Origin of the sequence: Mycolicibacterium arenosum (assembly GCF_024320865.1) — a bacterium.
Lineage (GTDB): Bacteria > Actinomycetota > Actinomycetes > Mycobacteriales > Mycobacteriaceae > Mycobacterium > Mycobacterium arenosum.
Genome location: NZ_JANDBD010000008.1, coordinates 23387 through 39184 on the forward strand (window position 1 = coordinate 23387; position 15798 = coordinate 39184).

Here is a 15798-nt window from a genome sequence, read left to right on the forward strand (position 1 = left end):
ACGCTCAGTACGACCGCCACCCCGTGTCCCCGTGCCACTGCTCCCCTTCGAGCAGCACCCTCGGCGGCCCGTCGAGCACGCGGCCGATCGCCCGCCAGCCGTCGGGCAGCGGGCCGGGGAACGTCGCGACGAGCGGATGATCCTCGCCGCCGGCGAGGACCCACGCCCACGGATCCGTTCGCAGCGCGTCGGCTACCGCCGCCAGCGCGTCGCGATCGGGGCGCAGCGCCTGCCACGACAGGTCGATACCGACGCCGGACGCCGTGGCGATGTGACCGAGATCGGCGATCAGTCCGTCGGAGACGTCGGTCATCGACGTCGCGCCCGCGGTTGCGGCGGCACGTCCCTGGCCGTAGGGCGGCCGGGGCACCAGGTGCCTGCGACGCAGGTCGTCGAAGCCGTCGACGCCGCTGAGCAGCACCGCGTATCCCGCTGCCGACCGGCCGAGCTCACCGGCGACCGCAACGGTGTCACCCGGCTGCGCGCCGTCGAGCGTCACCGGTTCGCGCCCCTGCAGATCCCCGAGCGCGGTCACCGAGATCACCCACTGCGGTGCGCTGACGAGATCGCCACCCGCAACGCCCGCGGCGACGGTGCGCGCCTCCGCCCACATCCCGTCGGACAGTGCGACGGCATCGGCGGCCGCCGTGTCCTCGGGCGCACCGAAGGCGACGACGAACGCCGTCGGCACGGCCCCCATCGCCTCGATGTCGGCGGCGTTCGCCGCGATCGCCTTTCGCCCCACGTCACCAGGTGACGACCAGTCCAACCGGAAGTGCCGCCCTTCGACGAGCATGTCGGTCGTCACCACGGTGCGCCCGTCGGGTGCCCGCAGCACGGCCGCGTCGTCGCCGGGTCCGAGTTCCACTGCCGGGGGTTGCTCGCGGTCGGCCACCAGCCTGTCGATGACGGCGAACTCGCCGAGATCGGCCAGACTCTCGGTCGATTCCCGCTCCGACATGGCACCTCCTTCCCCTGCGGAGTCTAGGCAGGCCGGGATCACCCGGACCCTTGTGTGCCCGATCGCCGACGGGTCTTAAAGTCGCCAGGGTGACCATCCCGGAGGAACGTGACGGCCCGCCCCGCGCAGTCGTGCTCGCAGCGATCGCCGTCGCCGGCCTGGCCGTCATCGGCGTCCTGGTCGTGGCGGCGCTCAGTCGTGACGCACCGCCCCCGAGTCCCGTCGCGGTCGTCGCGATCCCGGCCCCGCAGGCGGAGAGCGACGAGTGCAGGGCGCTGCTGGCCGCGCTCCCCGCCGAGTTGGGCGACTACCAGCGGGCCGACCTCGCGAATCCGGCACCCGCCGGCGCGGCGGCGTGGCGGCCGGCTGACGGCGGTGACGCGGTGATTCTGCGCTGCGGCCTCGATCGCCCGGTCGACTTCGTCGCGGGCACTCCGGTGCAGATGGTCAACGACGTGGCGTGGTTCCGCATCGCCGACACCGGGCGCACCACGTGGATCGCGGTCGACCGGCCGGTCTACGTCGCGCTCACCCTGCCCGATGGATCCGGGTCGATCCCGATTCAGTCGGTCACCAAGGCGATTTCGGACACCATGCCCGCACGGCCGGTCGAGACCGGGCCGCCGCGCTAGCGCAGGCCGGTGCCCCGCGCGAGCGCCGTTTCGACCATCGTCGCGAGCAGCGTCGGGTAGTCGACGCCGCTGGCCGCCCACATCCGCGGATACATCGAGATGGTGGTGAAACCCGGCATGGTGTTGATCTCGTTCACTGTCGCACCGTCGTCGTTGAGGAAGAAGTCGACACGCGCCAGGCCCTGGCAGTCGATGGCGCGAAACGCTCGGATGGCCAGTTGCCGCACCGCCACTGCGATCTCGTCGTCGACCTTGGCGGGGACGTCGAGTTCGGCGGCGTCTTCGAGGTACTTGGTCGCGAAGTCGTAGAAACCGTCCTCGCGACCCCGCACCCCCGCCACCCGGATCTCGCCCAGCGTGCTGGCCTCAACCCTGCCATCGGGGAATTCCAGTACGCCGCACTCGATTTCGCGTCCGGGCACGGCCGCTTCGACGATCACCTTGGGGTCGTGCCTGCGGGCGTACTCGATCGCGGCGTCGAGTTCATCCCACGCGGCCACCCGGCTCACGCCGATCGACGAGCCGCCGCGCGCGGGCTTCACGAAGACGGGCAGCCCCAGTCGCTCCCTGTTCTCGAGCGACAGCGTGTCGTCGTTCGGCCGGAGCACGACGTACGGGCCGACGGGCAGTCCGTCCGAGACGAGCAGCTTCTTGGTGAACTCCTTGTCCATCCCCGCCGCGCTGGCCAGTACCCCCGCCCCGACGTACGGCACGCCCGCGAGTTCGAGAAGGCCCTGGATGGTGCCGTCCTCGCCGTAGGGCCCGTGCAGCACCGGGAAAACCACGTCCACCGAACCGAGGATCCGGCCCGCGCCCTCACCGATCGACAGGAGTTCGCCGCGGTGGGCCGGGTCGGCAGTGAGGGTGAGCGCGGACCCCGAGGCGCCGGTGACGCCGGGCAGCTTGCCGTCGGTGATGGCCAACGCCTCAGGACGGCCGTCGGTGAGCACCCACGACCCCTCGGGCGTGATCCCCACCGCGACGACCTCGAACTGCTCGGGGTCGAGATTGCGCAGGATGCTGCCAGCGGAAACGCACGAAATAGCGTGTTCGGAGCTGCGGCCACCGTAGACGACGGCGACGCGCTTGCGGGCGGTCACAGTCTTAAGAGGCTACCTTGATGCCCTCTGCAGGGCGTGGTCGATATCCGCGACCAGGTCGTCGGTGTCCTCGATGCCGAGCGAGAGCCGGGCGAATCCATCACTCACCGGATCGCCCCAGCGCGCCCGCCGGTCCACCGACGAGTGGATGCCGCCGAAGCTGGTCGCGGCCACCAGCAACGCACTGCGCGACGCGAGGTCGTGGACGGCGGCCGCGTCGGCGAGTTCGATCGACACCAGCCCGCCGAAGCGCCGCATCTGACGGCTGGCGACTTCGTGCGACGGGTCCTCGGGCAGCCCCGGATACCGCACCGACCGCACGGCGGGGTGCGCGCGGAGCATCACCGCGACCGCGAGCGCGTTGTGACACTGCCGCTCGAACCGGAGCCCGGCGCTGCCGAGGCTGCGCAACACCAGCCAGGCTTCGAACGGTCCCAGAATCGCGCCGGACAGCAGCCGTTCGCGTTCGACGGCCGCCATCAGATCGGCGTGGCAACCCGCCGCGTAGCCCGCGAGGACGTCGCCGTGACCGGCGAGTGCCTTGGTGGCGCTTGCGACGACGAGATCGGCACCGAGCGAAAGAGGTTGCTGCCCAAAGGGAGTGGGGGTGGTGTTGTCGACGACGAGCGTGGCGCCGCGCGACCTGCAGGTGAGCGCCAGCCGATGCAGGTCGACCACGTCCAGTGTCGGGTTGACGGGCGTCTCCGCCAACACCACGTCGGCGTGCTCGGCGGCATCGCACATCTCCGACGCGGATGCGGTGACGACCTCGACTCCTTGCGGCACAAGGCTTTCCAACGCGTAGGCGCGGACCTGGTAGTAGCCGTCCGCGGGCACCACCAGCCGCTTACCCGGCGTGGCGAGCACCCGCAGTACCGAGGTGATCGCGGCCATGCCCGACGAGAAGGACAGCGCCGCCGTCGCACCCTCGAGCGTGGCGAGCGCCGACTCCAGGTGCCGCCACGTCGGATTCGAACTGCGGCCGTAGACGTCCTGCGGTGCGGATTCGTCGGCGGAGAGGTGGTACGCCGATGCGGGCACCGGTGGCGTCGACACCGGCGCCCCCGCGATACCGAGCGTCGCAGATGCCGTCACACTGCGGGTCGAATCGCCGTACTGGCCGTCCATCACATCACTCCGGTTTGGTGCTGCGTCCCAGCAGCGACGCCATCGCCTCGATAGCCGACGAGCCCTTGTGGCACACCCGGTAAACCGCCTCGGTCAACGGCATCTCGACGTCATAGGAGTTCGCGAGCGCGAGCACCGACTGACACGACGTGACGCCCTCGGCGACGTGCCCACTGGCAGCGGCCATCGCGGAGTCCATGGTGCCGCCCAGTCCGAGACGCTCTCCGAACGACCGGTTGCGGGAATGCGCCGACGTGCACGTGGCAACGAGGTCGCCGACCCCCGCCAGGCCGGCCAGCGTCGCGCCCTTGGCCCCCAGCGCGATACCGAGTCGCATGATCTCCGCGAGTCCGCGGGTGATGATCGCCGCCCTGGTGTTCTCCCCCAACCCCATGCCGACGGCCATCCCGCAGGCGAGCGCGATGACGTTCTTGCACGCTCCGCCCACCTCGGCGCCGATCACGTCGGCGTTCGTGTAGGGCCGGAAGTACGGTGTCGAGAACGCCCGCTGCAGCGCCACCGCCCGACCCGAGTCGGAACACGCGACGACGGTCGCCGCGGGTTGCCGGACGGCGACCTCGCTGGCGAGATTCGGACCGGTGACCACCGCGACGCGGGCCGGATCGGCCCCCGTGACCTGGATGATGACCTGGCTCATCCGCATCAGCGTGTTCAGTTCGATGCCCTTGGCGACGCTCACCAGAGTGGCGTCCGGACCGATATCCGGCCGCCACTGCTCGAGGTTGCCGCGCAGTTTCTGCGACGGCACGGCGAGAAGCACGGTGCAGGCGCCGTCCAGTGCGGCGGCGGCGTCGGACGTCGCGCGGATCGATTCGGGAAGTTCCACGTCGCCGAGGTAGTTGCAATTGCGGTGCGTCTCGTTGATCTCGTCCGCCAACTCCGCCCGTCGGGTCCACAGCGTGACGGTGTTGCCCGCGTCCGCGAGCACCTTCGCCAACGCGGTGCCCCACGCGCCCGCACCCATGACCGCCGCCTCTACCACCGTTCAAATCTAGCCTGGCAGCCGCAACTGGCAGGATGGCAGTCATGAGCGGCACCTCCGCCGGCGGACGCCCGACCGTCGGCCTGATCATCGCGGTCAAACGCCTCGGTGCGGCGAAGACCCGACTCGCTCCGCTCTTCACCTCGACGGAACCCGGCGCCAGGGAGGACCTGGTGCTCGCGATGCTCGTCGACACCGTCATCGCGGCCCAGGCCGTGCCCGCGGTTAGCAGCATCACCGTCGTGACGCCGGATCCCCGAGCGGCCGACGCCGCCCGCGCACACGGGGCGGCGGTGCTCGTCGACCAGACCCCCGCCGGGCATCCCGATCCGCTGAACGAGGCGTTGCGCCGAGCCGAGTCGAGCGTGCGCGCCTCGGGCCCGAACGTCGCGGTGCTGCAGGGCGATCTGCCTGCGCTGCAGGCACGCGAACTCGCTCAGGCGGTATCGGCGGCGCGGGCCCATCCGCGCAGCTTCGTCGGCGATCGGCACGGCACCGGTACCGCGGCGCTGTTCGCGTTCGGCACCGCGTTGGACGCGAGCTTCGGCACCGATTCGGCTGTGCGGCATGCCGATTCGGGAGCGGTGGCCCTGACCGGCAGCTGGCCGGGGCTGCGCTGCGACATCGACACCCCCGATGACCTCGCGGCGGCACTGCGCCTGGGCGTCGGGACCACCACCAAGCGCACCGTCGCGGACATGGAGATCCCGGACTTCCACGCGTGATGGCGGTTGCCTAGCCCACGGCACCGTCGATGGGGGATGATCGGAACCGTGACTGAAGCCGACACCCGACCGACCGATTCCGAATGGGTGGCGTCCGACTCCGCACCCGAGGCGCCGCCCGCCGCGACGGCGGATGCGGTCGACCCGGCGCTGCCCGAAGCCCTGCCCGAGGACCGCTATCTCAATCGCGAGCTGAGCTGGCTGGACTTCAACGCCCGCGTCCTCGCCCTGGCCGCGGACCCGTCACTGCCGCTGCTGGAGCGCGCCAAGTTCCTCGCGATCTTCGCGTCGAATCTCGATGAGTTCTACATGGTCCGCGTCGCGGGTCTGAAACGGCGCGACGAGATGGGCCTGTCGGTGCGGTCCGCCGACGGCCTCTCGCCGCGCGAGCAGTTGCGCCGCATCGGTGAGCGCACGCAGCAGATCGCGACGCGCCACGCGACGGTGTTCGGCGAACTCGTCCGGCCGGCTCTCGCCGAGCAGGGCATAGTCATCGTCACCTGGGGCGAACTGGACGAGGACGAACGGGGTCGCCTGTCGACGTTGTTCCACGAGCAGGTCTTCCCGGTGCTGACACCGCTCGCCGTGGATCCGGCGCACCCGTTCCCGTTCGTGAGCGGGCTGAGCCTCAACCTCGCCATCACCGTCCGCCAACCCGACGACGGCACACAGCACTTCGCCCGTATCAAGGTGCCGGACAACGTCGACAGGTTCGTCGAGTTGAAGCCCCGCGACGACGACACCAGGGTGCGATTCCTACCGATGGAGGAACTCATCGCCGCGTTCCTCGGCGTGCTGTTCCCCGGCCTCGAGATCGTCGAACACCACGCGTTCCGCATCACCCGCAACGCGGACATGGAGGTCGAGGAGGATCGCGACGAGGACCTCCTGAAGGCACTCGAACGCGAATTGGCCCGGCGGCGCTTCGGTTCCCCGGTCCGCCTCGAAGTCGCCGACGACATGACCGAGAACACGCTCGAGTTGCTGCAGAACGAACTGGACGTCGATCCCGGCGACGTCATCGAAGTGCCGGGCCTGCTCGACCTGTCGTCGCTCTGGCAGATCTACGGCGTCGACCGGCCGGCCCTGAAGGACCCGACGTTCGTACCCGCGACGCCGCCCGCGTTCGGCGAACGGGAAACGCCGAAGAGCATTTTCGCGCATCTGCGCGATGGCGACGTGCTGGTGCACCATCCGTACGACTCGTTCTCCACGACGGTGCAGCGCTTCATCGAGCAGGCCGCCGCCGATCCGAACGTGTTGGCCATCAAGCAGACGCTCTACCGGACCTCCGGTGACTCGCCGATCGTCAGCGCCCTGATCGACGCCGCCGAGGCCGGCAAGCAGGTGGTGGCCCTGGTCGAGATCAAGGCCCGCTTCGACGAACAGGCCAACATCAAGTGGGCCCGCGCACTGGAGCAGGCGGGAGTCCACGTCGTCTACGGGCTCATCGGGCTGAAGACCCACTGCAAGACGTGTCTGGTCGTCCGGCGTGAGGGTTCGACGATCCGCCGCTACTGCCACATCGGGACCGGCAACTACAACCCCAAAACCTCCCGGCTGTACGAGGACGTGGGGCTGCTGACGGCGTCGCCCGACATCGGTGCCGACCTCACCGACCTGTTCAACTCGCTAACGGGCTACTCCCGCAAGGTGTCCTACCGCAACCTGCTCGTCGCTCCGCACGGCGTGCGCAAGGGCATCATCGAGCGGATCGATCGCGAGATCGCGGCCAAGCGCGACGGCGCCGAAGCCGGAATCCGCATGAAGGCCAACGCACTGGTGGACGAGCAGGTGATCGACGCGCTGTACCGGGCATCGCAGGCCGGGGTCCCCGTCGACGTGGTGGTGCGCGGGATCTGCGCGCTGCGGCCCGGTGTGCCCGGCGTCTCCGAGAACATCACCGTGCGGTCCATCCTCGGCCGCTTCCTCGAGCACTCGCGAATAATTCACTTTCGCGCAACCAACGAGTTCTGGATCGGCAGTGCCGACATGATGCATCGTAATCTCGATCGCCGGGTCGAGGTCATGGCGCAGGTCAAGGATCGCAGGCTGACCGAACAGCTCAACGACGTGTTCGAGTCCGCCCTCGATCCCGCGACCCGCTGCTGGGAACTCGGTCCCGACGGTTACTGGACGGCGTCACCCCAGGAAGGCCACAAGGTGCGCGACCACCAGGTGTCGTTGATGGAGAGTCATCGGCATCCGTGATCGGGCGTTTGATGGGAATCCTGCCCGAATGACCTGCAGGAGTTGAGGTGCCGAAGCAAGCTCCCGATGCGATATTCGCTGCCGGGACGGTCCTGTGGCGCCCCGTGGAGCCGGGGTCAGCCGACTCGCTGGTGGCGGTGGTGCATCGGCCGCGCTACGACGACTGGTCGCTGCCCAAGGGCAAGGTGGATCCCGGCGAGACCCAACCCGTCACGGCCGTACGTGAAGTCGAAGAGGAGACCGGCTACGCGTGCGAGCTCGGCCGCCGGCTCGCGGCGGTGAGCTATCCGGTCGGCGATCACACGAAGCGGGTGGTCTACTGGGCGGCGCGCACGCTCGGCGGGGAGTTCACCGCCAACTCCGAAGTCGACGAGCTGGAGTGGCTCACGGTCAAGCAGGCGATCAAACGCCTTCAGTACCCGGATGACCGGAAGATCATCCGGCGCTTCGCGAAGGTTCCCGCCGACACCAGCACCGTGTTGATCGTGCGGCACGGGACGGCGGGCAGGAAGTCACGGTACAAGGGCGACGACCGGAAACGACCGCTGGACAAGCACGGACGCGCGCAGGCCGAATCGCTCGTGGGCCAGCTGCTGGCTTTCGGTGCGACCACGGTGTACGCCGCCCCGCGGGTGCGCTGTCATCAGACCGTCGGACCGCTCGCCGAGGAACTCGGGGTCGAGATCACCGATGAGCCGACGCTGACCGAGGAGGCGTTCGCCGATGACAAGCGGTCGGCGCGGCACCGGGTGCTCGATATCGCGAAGCTCAGTGCGAACAGTCATGCCACGCCGGTGATCTGCACGCAGGGCAAGGTCATCCCCGAACTCATCGCCTGGTGGTGTGACCGGGACGGGGTGCGGCCGGACAAATCGCGCAACCGCAAGGGCAGTACGTGGGTGCTGTCGCTGAGCGGCGGAAAGCTGGTGGCCGCCGACCACATCGGCAGCCCCCTGGCCGCCGACGGCTGAGGCCTCACAGACGAACGCGCCGTGGATCCACTGGGATCCACGGCGCGTCTGCGTACCGGAACTGATTCCGGTGCTGTCGTTAGCGACGGCCCTTCTTGGCCGGAGCCTTCTTGGCCGGAGCCTTCTTGGCGGGCGCCTTGGTGGCCGCCTTCTTGACCGGAGCCTTCTTGGCAGGCGCGGCCTTCTTAGCGGGCGCGGCCTTCTTCACTGCGGCCTTCTTGACCGGAGCCTTCTTCGCCGGAGCCTTCTTGGCAGGCGCGGCCTTCTTAGCGGGCGCGGCCTTCTTGACTGCGGCCTTCTTGGCCGGAGCCTTCTTCGCGGGCGCGGCCTTCTTAGCGGGCGCGGCCTTCTTGACCGCGGCCTTCTTGGCCGGGGCCTTCTTCGCGGCAGCCTTACGAGCAGGCGCCGCCGTTGCTCCACGCTTCACTGCAGGTCCTTCCGCCGGGAGACGCTGTGCGCCAGACACAACCGCCTTGAACTGAGCGCCCGGACGGAACGCCGGGACGGACGTGGGCTTCACCTTGACCGTCTCACCGGTGCGCGGGTTGCGGGCGACACGGGCAGCGCGCTTGCGCTGCTCGAAGACGCCGAAGCCGGTGATGGTGACGCTGTCACCCTTGTGGACCGCACGCACGATGGTGTCGACGACGTTCTCAACAGCCGCCGTCGCCTGGCGACGATCAGTGCCCAATTTGTCCGTGAGGACGTCAATGAGCTCTGCCTTATTCATGCAAAACCTCCGAAACCAGTGGTCCTCTTTGGACCGACTAGTGGACACGGTAAACCTTTACGCTGCTGATTTCCAAGAGCCACGCCGGAATTCAGGCGTAGCTAGGGGTGAAATCGGCAATCAGGTTGCCCCACACAGGGTGTGGTACGGGAGTCCTAGAACCGCGTTGCTGGGGCGGTTTTTCGGTCTCGGACGGGTCCGCTCAGGCGGGCAGAGTCCGCGGTTTCCAGCTCGGCCGACGCTTCTCGAAGGCGGTGATGTCATCCTGTTTCCGCAGCGTAAGGCCTATATCGTCGAGACCCTCGAGCAGTCGCCACGCGGTGTAGTCGTCAATCGTGAACGGCAGCACCACCGTTCCGGCGGTGAGGTTCCGATCCTTCAGATTCACAGTGATTTCCAGTCCAGGGGACTGCTCGATGAGCTTCCACAACAATTCGACGTCATCTTGTCGAACTTGGGCCGCCAGGAGGCCGGCCTTGCCCGCGTTGCCCCGGAAGATGTCGGCGAAGCGGGACGAGATGACGACCCGGAATCCGAAATCCATGAGCGCCCAGACCGCGTGCTCGCGTGACGAGCCGGTGCCGAAATCGGGGCCGGCGACCAGAACCGAGCCCCTGTCGAACGGCGGCAGGTTCAGGACGAAGGACGGATCGTTGCGCCAGGCGGCGAAGAGGCCGTCCTCGAAACCCGTTCGGGTGACCCGCTTCAGATAGACGGCCGGAATGATCTGGTCGGTGTCGACATTCGACCGGCGCAGCGGGACACCGATTCCCGTGTGGGTGTCGAAGGCTTCCATGAGTACTCCTAGTGATTCGCTGCCGGGGCCAGATCGGCCGGGCTGGACAGGGTGCCGCGCACCGCGGTGGCGGCGGCGACGGCGGGCGAGACCAGGTGCGTGCGTCCGCCCTTGCCCTGGCGGCCTTCGAAATTCCGGTTCGACGTCGACGCGCAGCGCTCGCCGGGGGCGAGCTGATCCGGATTCATGCCCAGACACATCGAGCAGCCCGCCTGCCGCCACTCGGCGCCGGCGGCGGTGAAGACGTCGCCGAGCCCTTCCGCTTCAGCCTGCGCGCGCACCCGCATCGAGCCGGGCACCACCAGCATCCGCATGCCCTCGGCGACCCTACGGCCGCGCAGGATGTCGGCGACCACGCGCAGATCCTCGATCCGCCCGTTCGTGCACGATCCGACGAACACCGTGTCGACCCTCACCTCGCGCATCGGCTGGCCCGCTGATAAGTCCATGTAGGCCAACGCCTTCTCGGCGGCCTGTCGCTCGCCCTCGTCGAACATCAACTCGGGGTCGGGAACCGAACCGCCGAGCGGGACACCCTGCCCTGGATTCGTGCCCCAGGTGACGAAGGGGCTCAACGTGGCCGCGTCGAGGTGGACCTCGGTGTCGAATTCGGCTCCGTCATCGGTGCGCAACCGGCTCCACGCGTCGACCGCGGCGTCCCAGTCGGCGCCCTGCGGGGCGTGCGGGCGTCCCTTCAGGAACTCGAAGGTGGTCTCGTCCGGCGCGACCATGCCGGCCCGCGCCCCGGCTTCGATGCTCATGTTGCAGATCGTCATGCGACCCTCCATCGACAGGGATTCGATGGCACTGCCGCGGTATTCGATGACGTACCCCTGCCCGCCGCCCGTCCCGATCTTGGCGATGACGGCGAGGATGACGTCCTTGGCGCTGACTCCGTCCGGCAGCACGCCGTCGACGTTCACGGCCATGGTCTTGAACGGCCGCAGCGGCAGCGTCTGCGTCGCGAGGACGTGTTCGACCTCCGACGTGCCGATGCCCATCGCGATGGCGCCGAATGCGCCGTGGGTCGACGTGTGGCTGTCTCCGCACACCACCGTGGTCCCCGGCTGGGTGAGGCCGAGTTGCGGTCCGATGATGTGCACGATGCCCTGCTCGACATCGCCCATGGGATGCAACCGGATGCCGAACTCCTCGCAGTTGCGACGCAGCGTCTCCACCTGAGTGCGTGACACGGGATCGGCGATCGGTTTGTCGATGTCGACCGTCGGCACGTTGTGGTCCTCGGTGGCGATCGTGAGATCGGGCCGGCGCACGGGGCGGCCCGCAAGCCGCAGGCCGTCGAAGGCCTGCGGGCTGGTGACCTCGTGGACGAGGTGCAGATCGATGTAGATGAGATCCGGTTCACGGGCCTCGCCTTCACCGGCGCCGTGCGAGACGACGTGGTCGGCCCAGACCTTCTCGGCCATCGTGAGTGGCTTGTTCGTCATGAGTTGTTCATTCCTTCGGGCGCTCCGCGGGGCTGTCGCGGACGTTCGGGCTAGCCATCCCACTATTCGGGACGCTAGTATCTCCCTGTGAGACAGGATAGCGGCATCGGCGTCCTCGACAAAGCGGTGGGTGTGCTTCACACGGTGGCGGAGTCCCCGTGCGGCCTGGCCGAACTGTGCGAGCGCACCGGACTTCCACGAGCGACGGCCCATCGCCTGGCCGCGGGCCTCGAGGTGCACCGCCTGCTGGCGCGGGAAGCGGACGGCCGCTGGCGCCTCGGGCCCGCCCTCACCGAACTGGCCGGGCACGTCAACGATCCCCTGCTGATCGCGGGCGCCACGGTGCTGCCCCGGCTGCGCGAGATCACCGGTGAGAGCGTGCAACTGTATCGACGGGAGGGCACCTCGCGCGTGTGCGTCGCCTCGCTGGAACCGCCGGCGGGACTGCGCGACACCGTGCCCGTGGGAACCCGCCTGCCGATGACCGCGGGCTCCGGCGCCAAGGTGCTGCTGGCCTACAGCGACGCCGCCACCCAGCAGGCCGTGCTGCCAGGCGCCAAGTTCACCGATCGCACGCTCGCCGAGGTGCGCAAGCGCGGCTGGGCGCAGAGCGCCGCCGAACGTGAACCGGGTGTGGCGAGCATCTCCGCGCCCGTGCGCGACGGACGCGGCGCCGTGATCGCTGCGGTGTCCGTCTCGGGTCCGATCGACCGGATGGGCCGGCGTCCCGGCGCGCGCTGGGCGGCTGATCTGCTGGCAGCCGCGGACGCCCTCGCGCGCAGGCTCTGAGGAGCGAGAATGAGTAATTCTTCCCATGGAAACGAAAGACGGTAGGCCATAGCGTTGACGCGTGGCTGCTTTCAGATCATCTCCCGCATTGGTACTGGCACCCGTGCTGGCAAGCTGTTCCTTCTCGTTCTCCGCCGGCGGGCCGGACTACGAGAAACTCGAGAACGGCATCGCCGACGAACTCAACTCCCAGTACTCGGCGATCACCCAAGAGGTCTCCGGAGTCGAATGCCCGCGCCAGCAGGACCGTCCGAAGACCGGCGACGTGTTTCTCTGTGAAGCCGGCGTGGAGAACCAGAAGGTCCGCGTGGAGGTCACGGTCGAGGACGGAGACAACGTGTCGTTCCAAACCATCGACACCCTGTTCGACCTCGAAACCACCGGACGCTCCTTGACGCGTGACGTGTCCGCGGAGTACGGCTTCGACGTCACCGTTGACTGCGGCGAAGGGCTCAAGGTGGTTCCCGATGGCGAGTCTTTCGAGTGCTCTGCGGCCGATCGACGCGGCGACACCCGGACCGTCAGGTTGACCGCGGGCGGGCCCGACAGCGAGGACGAGTGGGAGATCGTCGACTAGCGACGGGCGAATCACGCCGCCATCGGAAGGCCCGCCTGCGATAGCCTTCCGATGAATGGTGCAACTTGCGGGTCGAACGGAGTTGGGCCACCGGCTCGCGAACTGGTGGCTGCAAGCCCGACATGGTCGCGGCCGGGTCATCGTGTTGCTCGGAGATCCGGGGGTCGGAAAGACGACTACGTTGTCCTGGCTGGCTGATCACGTGGGTGGCGCCGCGCGCATCATTTCCTGCCACGGCGGTGATCTCGGGACACCCATGGCGACGGCGGCCGAACTCGTCGCCGCCCTGTCGGTTGGCGATACCGAGGACGACATCGGCCTCGAGGTTGATCCCCTGAAGGCTGCCGCGATCCTTCGACACCGGCTGGAGCATTCGGATGCGATGGCCCTGTTGATCGACGATATCCACGATGCGGATCCGTCGAGCCGAACGGCGCTGAACCTGGCGCTGAGGCAGGCCCTCTTGGGTGGCGTCCTGGTGGTGGTGACCGGCCGCCGGGTGTCAGCGGCGCTCGCATTCTCAGAAGGCTTCGACCTCTGCGAGCTGGACCGCCTGGAACCTGCGGCAGCGCGAGAAGTACTCAACGGTGCTACCACAGCCCCCATCGCCGAGCCCGTCGTCGAACGACTACTTACTCTGGCCGATGGAAATCCGCTCGCGTTGACGTACTTGCCGAAATCGCTTTCTTCAGAACAACTCTCAGGTGCACACCTGCTCCCCGACGACATTCCGATAGTCGGTGATCTTCGCACGGTGTTCACCAGGGAGCTGCCTCAACCGGGGACCTCGGCCAGGGACCTGTTGGAGCTTGCGGCGGTGTCGGCCGACGGGTCCTGGGCGATCCTGAAGGCACTGCGCCCGACCACTGCCGACGGTGCGCTCGCGGTTCTCGAGGAATCCGGACTGGCGAACGTGAGCGCCGGGCGACTGACGCTTCGCCACCCGCTGCTGCGTGCGGCCGTCCTCCACCCGATGCCCCTCCAACGGCTGCGCCAGCTCAATCTGGAGCTCGCAGCAGCGCCCTCACTCACCGCCGAGGTCCGGCTCGCTCATCGCGCGCATGCTGCGGTCGGACCCGACGACCGCCTGGTGGACGAGATCGTCGACGCCGCACGGCTGCTCCGCTTGCGGGGAGGCACGGATGCGGCTGCGCGCATGCTCGATCGTGCGGTCGAGCTCACTGGCAACGACTCCCGCAGAGCTCGACTTCGCATGGAGGCGGCCGAGTTGCTTGCCGCAGCGGGCGTGGCCCCGGCAGCACGGCACCGACTCGAGGCGGTCCTCGGCGACCCCTCGGCGAGGGATCTGCACATCGCCGCCACCGTCACCCTCGCCACGCTGGAAGCGCTCGACGGCGCACCGGCCAGAGCGTGGCAGCGCCTTGTGCAGTGCGCGGCAACCGCCGGTCCCTCCGAGTCGGGAGTCGTACACGCACGGATGGCGGTCCCTCTCGGCATGCTGGGACTGGTCACCCAAATCGCCGACAGCGCGGAACTCGCCGTCGAGAACAGCAAGCCCGACTCAACCGAGTCCGCGATCGCGAAGGTGGTCCTCGCCCACGCCAGGAGCGCGCTGAATGAGGATGGCGTACGGGATCGATCCAACGGCCTGCTAGCGGATCTGGACATGGCGGCCGCCGTGCAGCAGGATCCCATGCTCGGCCTGCACATCGGACGAGTGCTGTCGATCGCCGAGGACTACGAGGGTGCGGCTGCCGCGTTGCTCGAGCTGATAGCGATGTCGCGAGGCGAAGGCGCCCGGACCTCGCTTGCCATGACATTCGGGGCGTTGGGCGAAACACACGTACGCGCTTCACGTTTCGATGAGGCGATGGCGTGCCTCGATGAGGCTATCGCGCTCAGCCTGGCAACCGGTCAGCGGGCGTTCGCGCCGTTCTGGTTGGCGTTACGCGCACGCGTTCACGCGATCCGTGGTGACGACGTCGAATCGGAAGCGGACCTCAGCCTGGGATTCGACATCTCCGACAGCCAGTCCACTTTCGGCGCACGCTATTTCCTGCTAGCGAACGCGGGGTTGGTGGCGCTGAGCGCGAAGCGGATCGACGACGCCGTGGGTTACCTTGCCGAATGCTGGGCTTTCGAGCAGGCCACGGCATTGCTCGCGCCACAACTCGCCCGCTGGCACGCCGATCTGGTCGACGCGTACGTGGAGGCGGGCAGGCACGCCGAGGCCGAACCGCTCGTCGGCCACCTCGTCCACGTCGCCACGCGTCCGGGATCGACTCGATGGACCAAGGCGACGGCGTGCCGGGCGCGCGCGTGCATCATGGCGGACAGTGATCCGGCTGCCGCCCTGGCTCAGCTGAAAGAAGCGGCGATGATCTTCCACCCGGAGTTCGACCGCTTTGACCGAGCCAGGGTGTTCATGTCGATATCAACGTTGGATCCGACTCACAACGGCCGCGAGGAAGCGCGACGGGAAGCGCTGCATACCTTTCGGAGACTTGGGGCCACGCCGTGGGCCGCCAGGTTGTCCACCCGAGATCCGGTGGGCCTCAGTGGCCTGACCGAATCGGAACGCCGCGTCCTCAACCGGGTCGCAGAGGGTTTGACCAATAAGCAGATCGCGAAAAGCCTGAACGTCAGCGGCAAGACGGTGGCCAACCACCTTTACAACGTCTACCGGAAGCTCGGAGTGGCTTCACGGACCGAGGCCGCACGCCGGGTTCTTCTCGACGACCACCGGCACTCCCGGTAGCCGTTCGC

At 68.3% G+C, this 15798-nt stretch carries 14 protein-coding genes; 7 read left to right on the top strand and 7 right to left on the bottom strand.

All coding sequences use genetic code 11. From position 1 onward, the window contains the following. Positions 1-4: 4 nt before the first annotated feature. Positions 5-961, bottom strand: coding sequence for a thiamine-phosphate kinase (locus NM203_RS19205; RefSeq protein ID WP_255061788.1), 957 nt, complete (start codon positions 959-961; stop codon positions 5-7). Positions 962-1050: 89 nt separating this feature from the next. Between NM203_RS19205 and NM203_RS19210 the strand changes: the two genes are divergently transcribed. Next, complete coding sequence (locus tag NM203_RS19210) at positions 1051-1593, top strand: DUF3515 domain-containing protein (RefSeq protein ID WP_255061790.1); 543 nt, start codon at positions 1051-1053, stop codon at positions 1591-1593. Here NM203_RS19210 and NM203_RS19215 read toward each other — a convergent pair. The 3 genes from NM203_RS19215 to NM203_RS19225 are packed head-to-tail and all read right to left on the bottom strand — an operon-like array spanning position 1590 to position 4824. Then, positions 1590-2693, bottom strand: coding sequence for a D-alanine--D-alanine ligase family protein (locus NM203_RS19215; RefSeq protein WP_255061792.1), 1104 nt, complete (start codon positions 2691-2693; stop codon positions 1590-1592). The two genes, NM203_RS19210 and NM203_RS19215, sit on opposite strands and share 4 nt — an antisense overlap. Before the next feature lie 12 nt (positions 2694-2705). Next, the gene (locus NM203_RS19220; RefSeq protein WP_255061793.1) at positions 2706-3821 is read right to left on the bottom strand and encodes a cystathionine gamma-lyase; all 1116 of its coding nucleotides are present in this window, start codon (positions 3819-3821) and stop codon (positions 2706-2708) included. 4 nt (positions 3822-3825) lie between these two features. Further along, positions 3826-4824, bottom strand: coding sequence for an NAD(P)H-dependent glycerol-3-phosphate dehydrogenase (locus NM203_RS19225; RefSeq protein WP_255061795.1), 999 nt, complete (start codon positions 4822-4824; stop codon positions 3826-3828). Between the two features lie 44 nt (positions 4825-4868). Between NM203_RS19225 and cofC the strand changes: the two genes are divergently transcribed. The 3 genes from cofC to mutT1 are packed head-to-tail and all read left to right on the top strand — an operon-like array spanning position 4869 to position 8731. Next, a complete protein-coding gene (gene cofC, locus NM203_RS19230) occupies positions 4869-5549 on the top strand; it encodes a 2-phospho-L-lactate guanylyltransferase (protein ID WP_255061799.1) in 681 nt (226 codons plus the stop codon). Positions 5550-5597: 48 nt separating this feature from the next. Next, complete coding sequence (locus NM203_RS19235; RefSeq protein WP_408633378.1) at positions 5598-7760, top strand: RNA degradosome polyphosphate kinase; 2163 nt, start codon at positions 5598-5600, stop codon at positions 7758-7760. A gap of 47 nt (positions 7761-7807) precedes the next feature. Further along, positions 7808-8731: an 8-oxo-(d)GTP phosphatase MutT1 gene (gene mutT1, locus NM203_RS19240; protein ID WP_255061801.1), complete on the top strand. Its 924-nt coding sequence runs from the start codon at positions 7808-7810 to the stop codon at positions 8729-8731. Between the two features lie 79 nt (positions 8732-8810). Here the strand turns inward: mutT1 and NM203_RS19245 are convergent, their stop codons facing one another. From NM203_RS19245 to leuC, 3 genes are all read right to left on the bottom strand, one after another. Beyond that, positions 8811-9461, bottom strand: a complete 651-nt coding sequence (locus NM203_RS19245; protein ID WP_255061803.1) for an HU family DNA-binding protein — start codon at positions 9459-9461, stop codon at positions 8811-8813. A 202-nt stretch (positions 9462-9663) separates the two neighbouring features. Continuing rightward, positions 9664-10257, bottom strand: coding sequence for a 3-isopropylmalate dehydratase small subunit (leuD, locus tag NM203_RS19250; RefSeq protein WP_255061804.1), 594 nt, complete (start codon positions 10255-10257; stop codon positions 9664-9666). Positions 10258-10265: 8 nt separating this feature from the next. Further along, on the bottom strand, positions 10266-11705 hold the full coding sequence (gene leuC / locus NM203_RS19255; RefSeq protein ID WP_255061805.1) for a 3-isopropylmalate dehydratase large subunit: 1440 nt from the start codon (positions 11703-11705) through the stop codon (positions 10266-10268). Positions 11706-11792: 87 nt separating this feature from the next. On the opposite strand from leuC, the gene NM203_RS19260 reads away from it, so the two are divergent. The 3 genes from NM203_RS19260 (at position 11793) to NM203_RS19270 (ending at position 15790) form a co-directional block, all read left to right on the top strand. Beyond that, positions 11793-12494: an IclR family transcriptional regulator gene (locus NM203_RS19260; RefSeq protein ID WP_255061806.1), complete on the top strand. Its 702-nt coding sequence runs from the start codon at positions 11793-11795 to the stop codon at positions 12492-12494. 61 nt (positions 12495-12555) lie between these two features. Continuing rightward, on the top strand, positions 12556-13071 hold the full coding sequence (locus tag NM203_RS19265) for a DUF4333 domain-containing protein (RefSeq protein ID WP_255061814.1): 516 nt from the start codon (positions 12556-12558) through the stop codon (positions 13069-13071). A 55-nt stretch (positions 13072-13126) separates the two neighbouring features. Continuing rightward, on the top strand, positions 13127-15790 hold the full coding sequence (locus NM203_RS19270; RefSeq protein WP_255061817.1) for a helix-turn-helix transcriptional regulator: 2664 nt from the start codon (positions 13127-13129) through the stop codon (positions 15788-15790). Positions 15791-15798 lie beyond the last annotated feature (8 nt).